This window comes from Williamsoniiplasma luminosum (genome assembly GCF_002803985.1).
Classification (GTDB): domain Bacteria; phylum Bacillota_I; class Bacilli_A; order Mycoplasmatales; family Mycoplasmataceae; genus Williamsoniiplasma; species Williamsoniiplasma luminosum.
In genome coordinates this window covers 21392-34769 of record NZ_CP024963.1, presented here as the reverse complement: position 1 = coordinate 34769, position 13378 = coordinate 21392, and the positions used below count along the sequence as shown (strand labels likewise).

Below are 13378 nucleotides of genomic sequence, written 5' to 3'. Positions count from 1 at the left end.
TTATATAATTAGTTATATCTATTTTAAGAAAGGGGATAACTTTTGAAACCACCTAAATCTCCACGTAAAAAAATAACCAAAAAAATAAATCATAAACTTTACAAAATCAATGAAGCAGAAAAAGAAATTTTGCATGATGATAAAAGAAGAAGAAATGAATTATTATTTAGAAAATTAAAAAAAGCATGACCATTATCTAAAATTTCTGGACGTATTTTTTTAATTTATTTTTTGGTTGTCTTGCTTGGTGGTTTTCTATTAACTATTCCTGGTGTGCTTTCTGAAACGGGAGCTGCCTATAATTGAAATTTTTTACTTGGAGTGTTCACAGCTTCTTCCGCATTTTCTGATACTGGAATTAACATTTTGAATGTTTCAGCAGATTATTCATTTTGAGGTCAATTAATAACTTTGATTTTGATTGAAGCTGGGGGAATTGGAATTTTGACTTTTAAAATTGTTCTGTTTTTAGCAATTCATCGTAAAATTTCTTTAAATGACACAATCATTGCTAAAACAGAACGTGGTTCATCAACCACATCTTCAACAATTGAATTGATTCGTGATGGTTTTATTTGATTAACCATCGTGCAATTAATGGGAGCCTTTGTGCTATTTTTTGGTTTCTTTTTTGAACCACCAGCAATGGATATCCCTGGAATTCAAACCATTAATCCGCATCATAATTTTTCAACATCATTATGATTTGCAATTTATCATTCAACATCTGCTGTGAATAATGCTGGTTTTGACATTGTCTCAAATGGTTCATTACAACCATACAACGTTGCTGGTCATCATTCATATTTAATTCAAATTGTTTTCTTATCAGAGTGAGTAATTGGGGGATTGGGTTACCCAACATTCCATGATATTAGAAGAAAAATCAAAGCCAGAAAACAAGGTCAAACTGTTCCATTTAGTTTGTTTACAAAGTTAAATTTTTGTATCTATTCAATCCTTTTTGTTATGGGACCATTAATGGTTTTTGCAAGTGAATTTGCCAACCAAGAAACATCATTGATTTTCCATCCAACAATTGATGGGCTGACAAATGGAGAAGTTGATCCAACTGTTTTTAGACCTTGATGAGAATCAATGATGAATATTATTTTCAACACCACCGCATCACGTAATGCCGGTTTTTCAACAATTCCGATCAATGATTTTAATGCTGGTTCAAAAACCATTTTATCAGTCTTAATGTTTATTGGTTCGGCCCCATCATCAACTGCTGGAGGAATTCGAACAACAACATTTGCAATTTTATTATTAGCAACTTGAGCTGTTGTTCGAAACAATAACAAAACCACAGCCTTTAAAAAAACAATTCCAGAAGCAACTGTTAAAAGAGCATTTGCTGTTTTGTTTTTATCAATTGTGATTGTTTCATTAGCTGTGATCATGATTTTTATTGATTCGTGAGACACGTTAAGAGAATATGGTTCTTATGGTCCGGGAAGTGTTGGAAATGCAACGATTATTGAAATTCTGACACTGGTATCATCCGCCTTTGGAACCGTCGGAATGAACCCGTTTGATACGAATCAGATGCTGTACGGGTTAGGTTCGTTTTCAAAAATTGTTGTGATTGTTGTGATGTTTTTAGGACAATTAGGGATTTCAAACACCTTATTGGTTTTTGTTAAACCTTCTCAAAAGAAAGGGTACGGATATCTTGATGAAGATGTCGTAATTGGTTAAGTAATATGATGCAAATTTTAGATGGCAAAAAAATCGCCCAAGAACGCAGAGCAATTTTGAAAACCAAAATTGCTCAAAATGTTAAAAAAAATCAAAGAGCTCCAAAACTGGTTGTGGTTTTGATTGGTGATGATGAACCTAGTTTAATTTATGTTAAACATAAATTAGTAGCAGCCAATGATGTTGGAATCGAAGCTGAATTATTACGCTTTGATGCTGAAGTAAGTACTAAAACTATTTATGATCAAATCCAAAAAATTAATCATGATGATCATGTTGATGGGGTCCTTTTACAATTACCAATTCCTAAAAAATTTAACGAAGAAGACTATTTACAAGCAATTGATCCATCAAAAGATGTAGATGGCTTTCATTATCAAAATCAAGGTAAAATGTTGCAAGGACATGAGACAATTTTTCCTTCAACCCCCCTTGGAATTATCACCTTATTAAATGCCTATGATGTCGAAATTAAAGGCAAAAATATCACCGTCATTGGTACTTCAAATATTGTTGGTAAACCATTGTCAGTCATGCTTTCAAATTTGGGGGCGACAGTGACAATGTGCAATATTAACACCCAAAAAATTAGTGATCATACACTCAAAGCGGATTTGATCATTTCAGCAACTGGTCAAAAATTTATTATCAAAGCTGAAATGGTTAAAAAAGGTGCTGTGGTTGTTGATGTTGGAATTATCAGAGATAAAAAAACCAATAAATTAGTTGGTGATGTTGATTTTGTCAATGTTGCCAAAAAAGCGAAATTAATCACTCCCGTGCCTGGTGGGGTGGGACCCATGACAATTGTGACATTATTGGAAAATACATATAAACTTTATTTAAAACATATAAAATAAAGATATATGATATTTTTTTGCTAAAATAGCTCAACGGTAGAGTGACTGACTCGTAATTAGTAGATGCAAGTTCAATTCTTGTTTTTAGCACCAAGAAAAAAACCAAAATAAAGGATTTACAATAATAAAAACTTATGTTATTATTTTAAGGTCTTAAAAAGATACACAATTAAAATGGCTTTTTAGCTCAGTTGGTAGAGCAACCGGCTGTTAACCGGTTTGTCACAGGTTCAAGTCCTGTAAAAGCCGCCATTTTATTGGCCTGTTGGTGAAGCGGTTAACACACACGGTTTTCATCCGTGGATACACGGGTTCGAGCCCCGTACAGGCTACCATTATTGGAGTATTAGCTCAGTTGGGAGAGCCCCTGCCTTACAAGCAGGTTGTCGGCGGTTCGAGCCCGTCATACTCCACCATTTTTTTATTTATGCTGACTTAGCTCAGTTGGTAGAGCAACTGACTTGTAATCAGTAGGTCGTAGGTTCGACTCCTATAGTCAGCACCATTTAAAAAGTAAATTCAACCACTCATTAATGAGTGGTTTTTACTTTGTATTTTTATAAAGTAAAAGGTTATTGAATTCTGTTTAAAATAAAAAACTAAATTCTTGTGATTTTTGATCACTTAAGAATTTAGTTTTTTTGCTTTTAAATGTATAAGATAAAAAGTTCTCCCCCAAATGCGACTGTTTTTTGGGTTCAATTATTTGGTGTCACTTTAATGATCAGTGTATATTTGCCATTTTCTTGTTCTTTTAAAGCGAATTTATATTGATTTTGTAAATCCCATTTAAAGTTATGTTGTCTAATTAAAGTTCCGGCTTTACTGCGATCAATTGCTGGTATTTGTTTGAATTGGGTTTGATACAACATTCCATCAAGGGCATTTTCAACTTTGTAATCTTCAATGATGATTCGTGCTTCTAATGTTGCACGATTTTTTTGAAGAATTTGTTCTCCGTTCATTGCTGGTGTGTCGGTTGGTAGAAATTGTCTTACAATTTGTTCTTGACCATTTCTTAAGATTCCGTCAGTTTGTTCTCTCATTTTTTCAGCTTCAGCTTGTGCTTGTTCTTGACCAAAAATAAGCGCTCTTTGAATCATATCGTCTATCGTTACTTTGGAAATATCGATTGCATCAACAGCATCTCCTTTAAGATTTTTGGTAATTATTTGTTCATTTTTAAGGGTCGGGTTAGTTGCGTAATAAATTAAACTAGCATTACCACTAAAAATAGTGCCCAGTCCAGCGATTGAAGCAAGCAATAATGAAGCGATTAAAAATAATCCTAATCATAATTTTCAGCTCATTGCTTTAATTGCTTTTCTTGTTTGCATTCAATTAATATTGATGAACAATTGATTGCTAAAATTAAACAAAATTTCAGTCATCAAGAATAACAAAACCATCAAAAAAGGTGTTGCTCCAATAATTAAACAAGCAATTGATGTTGCTTCTCAAAAATCATAACTTTGGTATAAAACCACACTTTGTCAAATTGTGATTGCTGGTAACAAGGCGGCTGTTAAAAATAAAGCAATGGTGGTCAAAATGATCAAAGGTTGGAAAACCAATCCTGTTCAACCAATAATTTTGGCATTTTTACTCACCGTTTCTGTATAAATGATGTTGTGTTTTTTATAAATTTTTTCAGCAATAACATTAATTGGTTCTAAATCATTTAAAATTTCGATATAAGTTTTACCTTCTGCAAGGTTTTTTTCAAAATGTTCAGTGTACATTTTGATGATTGGTTTTTTATCTTTTTTCAGTAAAAAGATGGCTTGACTTAAGTCCTTAAGTCAGGTTTTTAATTTTCTTGGGATTTGTGTTTTCATTCTTTCGTTTTCTCTTTTGAAATATTCTCGCTAATCATACTAACATATTTTTTTTAAAATTTTCAAAACAATTTCACTTGGATTTAATTCTTTGATAATCGTTCATTTTTCAGAATAAAATCCGAATTAAATCGAAATTGTTTTGTAATGCTTTTGAAAAGTGATTTAATTTAAATAAGAATGAGTTACAAATGAACAAAGATATTATTTTATTAAGAACAGTTGAAGTTGCCGCGATTGCTTCATATAAATACATTGGTAAAAAAAACAAAAATATATTAGATGGTGCAGCTGTTGAAGCGATGGAGAAGGTTTTGAATTCAGCTGAAGGTTTTAGCATCAAAGTTGTGAATGGTGAAGGTGAATTAGATAACGCACCGATGCTGTATTCTGGGCAAATTTTGGGTGATAAATCCACAAAGGTACCAATGTTTGATGTTTGTGTTGATCCTGTTGAAGGAACAAATCCAGCAGCTTCTAATTTTGCTGGATCAATTGCGACAATTGCTATCAGTCGGTTGAACACGATGTTAAAATTACCAGAAATGTATATGGAGAAACTGTTTGTTTCTAATCAACTCAAGGATTGTGCAGATTTACAACATGGAATTATTGCTTGTGTTCAAAAAATGCAAAAAAAAGCCAAGAAAAAAGATATCAAAGCAATTATTTTAGATAAACCACGACACAATGAAATTATCAAAAAACTGGATAAAATGGGTGTGATTGTTCGATTGATCAAGGATGGTGATGTGCTTGCTGCAATTGATGTTGTGAATGGTGAAGCTGATTTTGTTTATGGGATTGGGGGAGCTCCTGAAGGTGGATTGATGGCCAGTCTTGCAATCTCATCAGGTTGCAAAATGATGGCTAAATTAGTTGGTTATGATCAAGTTTGACCACATGAAAAAGAAACCAAACAACGAGTTGAATATGAAAATCAAGCACTGCAAAAAATCAATTTATCATTTGAAAAATATTTAGATGATAATGATTTGATCAAGGATCCAAGAACAAGATTTTTTGCAGCCGGAATCACAGCTGGAGGAACCCTAAAAGCGATTGATTATTTAAATGGAAAATATTATGTATCGGCTTTTATGAGTAGTCACGGGGTGATTAGAAATATCAAATCAGTTTATGATATTGACCAAATTAATGCCTTAAAACCAGAAATTAAATATTTATTTGATAAATATAAAAGAAAATAGAATGATTTTTTAAAGTTAAAATCACCAAAAATTTAGTAAAAAAACTCCTAAAAGGAGTTTTTTAATCAATTTTGTTAACTTACAAGAAGAAAGAACACTATGAAATTTTATGAGTCCACGTGAGCAAAAATGAAAATAGCTCACATATTTAATATATCATAAAGGATTTTGAATATTATTCTTTTGCAAGACTAAAAATGAAATATGACTATTTTTTGTGGAAAACAGGAAAATATTGTTCAAAACAAGTAACTTTTTAAATTTATTTAGAGGGGATTTTTAAATTCACAAGGTTTTTTGCTTTTCTAAAATAGTGGATTATGTTATTATTTAAAAGGCTTGTGATACGACTCGTTAGCTCAGCAGGTAGAGCAACTGGCTTTTAACCAGTGGGTCCGGAGTTCGAATCTCCGACGAGTCACCATTTTGCGGGATTGGCGGAACTGGCAGACGCACTAGACTTAGGATCTAGCGTCTTTGACGTAAGGGTTCGACTCCCTTATCCCGCACCAATTTACAAATTAACCAACTTTGTTGGTTTTTTTATTGTTTAATTCACGCAATCCAACGTTAATGTTTTTTAAGCACATTTTTAGGGCGGATAATTGTTATAATAATAATGGTTATAAAGGAGTAAAAATAAATGGTGTATGACAAAAAAGCGCTTGTGTATTCAGATTTAGACGGCACATTATTAGCTGATAATCATTATTTTTCTAAATTCACAAAAGAAGTTATTAAGGAAATGTATGACAAAGGGATAATGCTTGTAATAGCAACAGCAAGACAAACTAAGGATGTTTTTGAACAAGCTCGAAGGCTTGGAATTGATCAATATGGTGGAATCATTGCTGGAAATAATGGGTCACAAATTTATGATTTAAAAAATCATAAATGAATTCTCAATCAATACGTTCCAAGAGATATTATTGAGAGCGTTTTTAAAAAACATTTTAATAAATTCGAAACTAAAATTCATTTTTATTCTAATGGAGAAACTTATGTTTTTAATGAAGGAAAAAATTCATTATATTGAGCTCAAATTCAAGGTAGTGATTATATTGTCGCTCATGATGTTGAAGAAATTAAAGAACCAATCACTCATTTTACATTTGTTTTGAATCGTAATACAACTGATGAACAATCTAAAAAATTTATTCAAGAGTTTAAAACAGAATTTGGTGATCGAGTTGATATGAATATTTATACCAATCGAGTGATTGAAATATGCCCATTAAAAGTTAACAAAGGTTATGTTGTTAAAAAAGTTAATGAATATTTAAATGTTGATCCAAAAATCACCAAAACATATGGTTTTGGTGATAGTTATAATGACTTTTCAATGTTTACAGCCGTTGATGTGGCTGTTGCAATGGAAAACGCAGTTCCAGAATTAAAGCAAATTGCTCATGACACAACTCAATTTAATAACCAAGAAAATGGTGTTGCTCATTACATCCAAGACAATATCCTAAAGGAGGACTAAATATGTCAAAAATTATTCAAATAACATCAAAGACTCAATTTGATGAAGTTATCGCCAATAACGCAAAAGTTTTAGTAGATTTCAAGGCTGAATGATGTGGGCCATGTAAGATGCTAAATCCAATTATTGAACAATTAGCAGAACAAGAAAAAAATGTTGCAGTGGTTCAAGTTGATGTTGATAAAAATCAAGATCTAGCATTAGAATATAAGATCATGTCAATTCCAGCAATTATGGTTTATGAAAATCAAAAAGTAAAATCACAACACACTGGATTTATGCCACTAAATAAATTGCAAGAAATGGTAAAATAAATAAGTAAAGCTTCGGCTTTACTTTTTTTAAGGAGGAATTTATGAAAGTTGGAATTATTGGGTTAGGACATATGGGGTCTTCATTGGTCAAAGGAATGCAAAATGATCATGTGCAAATTTTAGGTTATCACTATGATGACCAAAAAAGTGTTAATTTATCAAAAGAATTGGATATCCAAGTTACTTCAAATCTCTCAGAGTTTGTCCAAACAACAGATTTAATCATCTTATCTGTGAGAACGAATATTGTTAGTTCAATTATTGATCAAATTAAAAATCTTGCTCAAGATAAAATCATTTTAAGTTTAATTTCGGGTTTATCAATTCCAAAAATGCTTGCAATGTTTGATCATCCAAATCAAAAAATCGTCCGCATTATGCCTAACCTAAATGCTGAAATTCAAATGAGTGCAACAGGCATTTGTTATACAAATAATTTCTCCCAATTAGAAAAAGATGAAATCAATTCTCTGGTTCAAAATTTTGGAGAAATTTATGAAATTCCAGAAGAACAATTTGAAATTTTTACAATTCTTGGTGGTGTTAGTCCTGCTTGATTTTTCAAAATGATTAATGTGATGCAAGAAATTGGTGTTGAACATGGAATGAATACAGAACTTGCCAAAAAAGTCGCAACCCAAGCCGGAATTGGAAGTTTAACTAACTTAATGCAAAGTAAATATTCCCCTTTAGAATTAATGAACCAAGTCGCTGTTCCAGGTGGTGTGACGATTGAATCGATAAAAGTTTTAAACGAACATCAATTCGATGAGATAATTAAAAAAGCAACAAAAAAAGCCTTAGAAAAGGATAAAAAGACTTTTTCTAAGTAGTAAGAAAGTAAGAGAACAAAAATGATTAAAATGATAGTTACAGATATTGACGGAACAATATTTAGAAATAAAAAAATTCATGAGCTTGATAAACAAGCTATTTTAGATGCTCAAGCTCATGGAATTTTTTTCACACTAGCAACTGGTAGAAGTGCTAAAAACATTTGACCAATTGCTAAACAACTAGAGTTAAAAGATCTAGAAGTGCCAATTATCGGACATAATGGTGGTCAAATTTATAAATTTAATGAGAATGGTACTTTTGAAATCATTTATGATTTTAATTTTACAAAAGAAGATAATGATACAATTTTTGCCCTTGCCAAAAAATACAAAGTTCATATTTATTCATATTGTGCAAATCCTGATATTGCTTTTGTGACTAATCGTCGTAACCCAATTTTTGTTTCTTTTAGAATTCATTCTAAAAGAAAAAGTTATACATATAATCAACAAACTTGTGCTTTGGGTGAAATCTCTAAAATGATTGTTTTTGGTAAAACAAAAAAAATGATTGCTTTTAGAAAAGAAGTTGAAGCTTTAGGATTTCCGACTTTCTCTTTTTCACGTGTAACTAATGCTAAACAAAATATTGAAATTGCTCCAAGAGGAATTAATAAAGCAAAAGGCATTGAATTTGTTGCTAAACAATTCAATATAAAACCAGAAGAAATTATGTTTTTTGGCGATGGTGAAAACGATATTGATGCACTTAAGTGAGTGGGGACTGGTGTTGCCATGGGAAATGCTAAAAAAGATGTTCAAAAACATGCTGATAAAGTGACTGATACAGTTTTAAATGGTGGTGTGTCTCAAGAAATTAATAAAGTTTTAAAAACACAAAAAAAGCAAAAAGATAGTAAATAAATTAATTCTAATTTTACAAAAAAAATCTCTTTTGATAAGAGATTTTTTTGTTATTTATTTTTCATTTTTATTATTTTTTTGGGTTGTTCTTGTTTTGTTCTTATATAATTAAAAACATAATGAGCATAAACGAACTAATAAATAACACTTTTGGAAATTTTAATTTCTGATCCATTTTAATTGCTGTAATTGTGGTGATTGGAATAGGTTTTTTCTTGCAGAAAAAACAAATTATTATTAAAGATTGAGAAAAAGTTTTGGTGAAAATTGTCTTGTATGTGGCATTACCGGCATTAGCATTAAAAAGTTTTTTGGTTGATATTAACACATCAACATTAACTGAAGCATTTATTGTTATGTTAATTGGAGGTATTTTCTTTACTTTAGTTACGTTTGGATCTCAATTCTTTTTTTACAAAACAAGACCATCTTTAAAAGTTTCTTTAGGAATGGTTGTGGCTTTTCCATCTGCTGCTTATTTTGGTTTTCCCATTTTACTAGCTTCATTCAGTGAACAAAAAGCCGAAATCTTAACGATGTCGAGTATGTTTTTAGTGGCTTTTTGAATTTTGTTATCAACTGGGGCAATTTATTATTTTCAAAAACCGCTTTTAAATAAAGAACACTTAACAAGTGATTTAAATCGAGAAACATACAAATATCAATTAAATTGAAAAAATTTAAAACCAGTGGTTTTAAACCCAGTTTTAATTGCTACTTTTATTGGTTTTTTACTTTGAATTAGTCAATTAATTCCGGGAATTAATTTAATCCCTAATTCAAAAAGTGATTTAGTTTCAATTAGTAGAATTGATGTTTATATCCCAGGGGTTAATAAAATTTTAGAAATCTTAAGTTTGATGGCAAGTCCACTAGCATGATTAGCAATTGGGACAGTTGTTGCCAAAGGGCAACTGGTAAAAGCTTTGAAAAATAAAATTGTTTGATATACAGTCTTTTTAAGAAACATCTTAATGCCTTTAATTGCCCTTTTAATCATTCTATTTTTTGCTTGAATTGGAGATTTAAGTCATGGTTTTCGTCTTTCAACACTGGTGTTAATGTTAATGATTGCAATTGTTGCAAGTCCGACAGCCACAACCATTGTGAGTTACGCCATTGCTTTTCATCGAGAACAAGCATTAGTTTCAGAAACCACATCTTTAACCATATTGACCTCCTTTATAACATTACCACTTTGAATTTTTGTCGCTGGTTTGATTGGTATCTCAACAGGTTTATTCACTTAATGTGATGAAAGATTTAGGACATTTCTATTTACTTATTTGTCAATAAGGAATGAATCTGAATATAAAATTCAAAAAATCACATCTATTATTTACAAATCTAGAAATATCTATACAATGATATTTAGAAGTAATCCTTTAATTGAGTCCAGAGAGGCGAAAAAGGAATGTAAGATATTTATCAAACATTTTGTTTTTGCCTACTCAAGTTCTTGAGTAGGCATTTTTTATAGGAATTATTTTGTAGGTAAGGAGTAAAATGCAAAAAATATTATTAGATTACCAAGCAATTCAACGCTCAATTAGTCGTATTTGCCATGAAATTATTGAAAGTTCAAAGGGAACGCAAAATTTAATTTTGGCAGGTATTAGAACTAATGGAGTTTATTTAGCTCAACGTATCAGTCAAAAAATTCAAGAAATTGAAAACGTTAAAATTGACGTGATTGAATTAGATATTTCTGGATTTCGTGATGACATTGAAATTAGAACCAAGGATTTTGTTATTGATCGAAATTTAAATGATTTCAACGTTGTTATTGTTGATGACGTTTTATTTACTGGCCGCACAATTCGTGCAGCATTGGATTGCATTTTAACAAACTACCGTCCAAAAAAAATTGCTTTAGCTGTCTTGATTGACCGCGGGCATAGAGAATTACCAATTAGAGCAGATTTTGTTGGAAAGAACATTCCAACATCATTTAGTGAAAGAGTCGATGTTAAATTATCAGAAATTGATAATGAAGATATTGTGCAAATCACTAATGAGTAGTCTGCTCTTTTTTATATGTGAAAGGGAAATATGAAAACACAATTAAAACACTTATTAACAATCGAACAATTAACTGATCAAGAGATTATGGAATTAATTAATTTAGCTAAAAAATTCAAAGCAAGTAATAATGATAAAGATGCAAAAAATAAATTAGATAAAACAAATGAACATACAGTGGTTGGTAATTTATTTTTTGAAACTTCAACCAGAACTCATAAAAGTTTTGAAATTGCTGAAAAGAAATTAGGAATCGAAACCATTGATTTAAATGTTGCAACAAGTGCTGTCCAAAAAGGTGAAAGTTTATATGATACTGTCTTAACCATGAATGCAATTGGGGTGGATGCGTTAGTGATTAGGCATCCAGACATTGAATACTATAAACCATTAATAGAATCACAAACCATTAAATGTTCGATTATAAATGGAGGTGATGGGTCTGGGGAACATCCAACTCAATCACTGTTAGATTTAATGACTATTTATGAAGAGTTTGAAAAATTCAAAGGATTAAAAATCGCAATTGTGGGTGATTTAAAACATTCACGTGTCGCTCGTTCAAATATGAAAATTTTAAAAAGACTTGGTGCTGAAATTTACTTTGCGGGGCCACGTGAATGATATGTTGAACAAGAATTTGGTCACTTTGGTAAATTCATTGATATTGATACAATGATTGATCAACTTGATGTCGTGATGTTTTTACGAGTTCAATTAGAACGACACACTGAACAAGAATTTAAGCAAAATAGTTTCTTGGAAAAATATGGTTTATCAAATACAAGATATGCCAAACTAAAACATAACGCAATTGTGATGCACCCTTGCCCTGTTAATCGTGATGTGGAAATGGGAACTGAAACAATCGAAGCACCAAAATCAAGATTGGTTGCGCAAATGGCAAATGGGGTTTTTATGAGAATGGCAATTTTAAGAACGATTTTAAGGGATAAATTTTAATGAACATCTTATTAAAAAACATTAGTTTAATTCAAGATAAAAAAATAGTGATCAAAGATGTTTTGATTGAAAATCAAAACATCACAAGAATTGAAAAACAAATTAATGATGCTAAAAATGCAGAAATGTTTGATGGAAAAAATCTCTTTTTAACTCCAGGTTTAATTGATGTTCATACCCATACAAGAACTCCTGGTTTTGAATATAAAGAAGATTTATCATCATTCAATCAAGCGGCCATTCATGGTGGAATTACAACGGTTTGTGCAATGGCAAATATTGATCCTATTCCAGATAATCCAGAAACTTATCAAAGAATTCAAAAGCAACTTTCAACATTTTCAGTGATTGATATTTATCAAATGGGAGCTGTTACAAAAGATTTGAAGACAAATGAAATAGTTGATTTTTATCAACTGAAAATGGTTGGTGCAAAATGATTTTCAAATGATGGTTTTGGAATTCAAAGCAAAAGAACCATGGAAAAAATTTTGATTGAAATCAAAAAACATGATCTCTTAATAAGTACACATTTGGAATCAAATCAAATCAAAAAACATGGGATGATGGATCAAACCAATTTTACTAAAAAACATAATATTGCGAGCTTTGATAAGTCATCAGAATATCTTCAATTAGCAAGAGATATTGAATTATTAAAAGTGACAAATGCACGTTATCATGCGGGTCATATTTCAACAAAAGAATCAGTTGATTTAATTCGAAAAGCTAAAGCAGAAGGATTAAATATAACATGTGAAGTTACTCCTAATCACTTATTATTAACATCAGAAATGATTCAAAATGATAGTGGAATATATAAAATCAATCCGCCAATCAGAACTGAGGTTGATCGTCAATCATTAATCATTGGTTTGCAAGATGGTACCATTGATTGTATTGCCACCGATCATGCTCCTCACACGAGTGAGGAGAAAAAAATTCCGATCAATCAAGCAGCATTTGGGATGATCGGATTAGATTTTTCATTTAGTTTAATGTACACACATTTGGTCAAAACAAATCTGCTCTCTCTACAACAATTAATTGATAAAATGCACACCAATCCCAATAAAATATTTAGATTAAACGCAAACCAAATTAAGGTTGGAGAAATTGCAAATTTGGTAGTTTGAGATTTAAACAAGAAATATGAAATTAATAAACATAATCTCAAATCAAAACAAACCAACACACCTTTTCTCAATCAAGAAGTCTTTGCAGAAAATCAATTAGTGATAATCAAAGGTAAAAAAATTTTTCAGAAAGAAGACATATAA

Annotated in this window: 12 protein-coding genes and 7 tRNA genes; 18 read left to right on the top strand and 1 reads right to left on the bottom strand. The window is 30.9% G+C overall.

Annotated features, from left to right (window positions below; genetic code table 4):
• The first annotated feature begins 42 nt into the window (after positions 1 to 42).
• The 7 genes from ELUMI_RS00180 to ELUMI_RS00150 all read left to right on the top strand — a co-directional run bounded on the left by ELUMI_RS00180 (position 43) and on the right by ELUMI_RS00150 (position 3069).
• Entirely contained in the window at positions 43 to 1704 is a 1662-nt protein-coding gene (locus tag ELUMI_RS00180; protein WP_035018953.1) for a potassium transporter TrkG, read from the top strand.
• Between the two features lie 8 nt (positions 1705 to 1712).
• Positions 1713 to 2564: a tetrahydrofolate dehydrogenase/cyclohydrolase catalytic domain-containing protein gene (locus ELUMI_RS00175; RefSeq protein WP_025734520.1), complete on the top strand. Its 852-nt coding sequence runs from the start codon at positions 1713 to 1715 to the stop codon at positions 2562 to 2564.
• A gap of 19 nt (positions 2565 to 2583) precedes the next feature.
• Positions 2584 to 2657, top strand: a tRNA-Thr gene (locus ELUMI_RS00170).
• Between the two features lie 83 nt (positions 2658 to 2740).
• Positions 2741 to 2816 (top strand) — tRNA-Asn (locus ELUMI_RS00165).
• A 7-nt stretch (positions 2817 to 2823) separates the two neighbouring features.
• A tRNA-Glu gene (locus ELUMI_RS00160) sits at positions 2824 to 2899 on the top strand.
• Between the two features lie 5 nt (positions 2900 to 2904).
• Positions 2905 to 2980 (top strand) — tRNA-Val (locus ELUMI_RS00155).
• A 13-nt stretch (positions 2981 to 2993) separates the two neighbouring features.
• Positions 2994 to 3069 (top strand) — tRNA-Thr (locus ELUMI_RS00150).
• A gap of 142 nt (positions 3070 to 3211) precedes the next feature.
• On the opposite strand, the gene ELUMI_RS00145 is transcribed toward ELUMI_RS00150, so the two are convergent.
• Positions 3212 to 4402, bottom strand: coding sequence for a DUF1700 domain-containing protein (locus ELUMI_RS00145; RefSeq protein ID WP_100618519.1), 1191 nt, complete (start codon positions 4400 to 4402; stop codon positions 3212 to 3214).
• A 191-nt stretch (positions 4403 to 4593) separates the two neighbouring features.
• On the opposite strand from ELUMI_RS00145, the gene ELUMI_RS00140 reads away from it, so the two are divergent.
• From ELUMI_RS00140 to ELUMI_RS00090, 11 genes are all read left to right on the top strand, one after another.
• On the top strand, positions 4594 to 5613 hold the full coding sequence (locus tag ELUMI_RS00140) for a fructose-bisphosphatase class II (RefSeq protein WP_025734518.1): 1020 nt from the start codon (positions 4594 to 4596) through the stop codon (positions 5611 to 5613).
• A gap of 348 nt (positions 5614 to 5961) precedes the next feature.
• Positions 5962 to 6037, top strand: a tRNA-Lys gene (locus ELUMI_RS00135).
• Between the two features lie 4 nt (positions 6038 to 6041).
• Positions 6042 to 6125, top strand: a tRNA-Leu gene (locus ELUMI_RS00130).
• A gap of 131 nt (positions 6126 to 6256) precedes the next feature.
• A complete protein-coding gene (locus ELUMI_RS00125; RefSeq protein ID WP_035018951.1) occupies positions 6257 to 7099 on the top strand; it encodes a Cof-type HAD-IIB family hydrolase in 843 nt (280 codons plus the stop codon).
• 2 nt (positions 7100 to 7101) lie between these two features.
• Entirely contained in the window at positions 7102 to 7413 is a 312-nt protein-coding gene (trxA, locus tag ELUMI_RS00120) for a thioredoxin (RefSeq protein WP_025734516.1), read from the top strand.
• A gap of 41 nt (positions 7414 to 7454) precedes the next feature.
• On the top strand, positions 7455 to 8246 hold the full coding sequence (locus ELUMI_RS00115) for a pyrroline-5-carboxylate reductase family protein (RefSeq protein WP_025734515.1): 792 nt from the start codon (positions 7455 to 7457) through the stop codon (positions 8244 to 8246).
• Positions 8247 to 8267: 21 nt separating this feature from the next.
• Positions 8268 to 9113, top strand: a complete 846-nt coding sequence (locus ELUMI_RS00110) for a Cof-type HAD-IIB family hydrolase (protein ID WP_025734514.1) — start codon at positions 8268 to 8270, stop codon at positions 9111 to 9113.
• A 278-nt stretch (positions 9114 to 9391) separates the two neighbouring features.
• Entirely contained in the window at positions 9392 to 10363 is a 972-nt protein-coding gene (locus tag ELUMI_RS00105) for an AEC family transporter (protein ID WP_198514016.1), read from the top strand.
• A 256-nt stretch (positions 10364 to 10619) separates the two neighbouring features.
• Positions 10620 to 11135, top strand: coding sequence for a bifunctional pyr operon transcriptional regulator/uracil phosphoribosyltransferase PyrR (gene pyrR, locus ELUMI_RS00100; RefSeq protein ID WP_025734512.1), 516 nt, complete (start codon positions 10620 to 10622; stop codon positions 11133 to 11135).
• A 15-nt stretch (positions 11136 to 11150) separates the two neighbouring features.
• Positions 11151 to 12098, top strand: coding sequence for an aspartate carbamoyltransferase catalytic subunit (locus tag ELUMI_RS00095; RefSeq protein ID WP_025734511.1), 948 nt, complete (start codon positions 11151 to 11153; stop codon positions 12096 to 12098).
• Positions 12098 to 13378, top strand: coding sequence for a dihydroorotase (locus ELUMI_RS00090; protein ID WP_025734510.1), 1281 nt, complete (start codon positions 12098 to 12100; stop codon positions 13376 to 13378). Before ELUMI_RS00095 ends, ELUMI_RS00090 begins: the two co-directional genes overlap by 1 nt.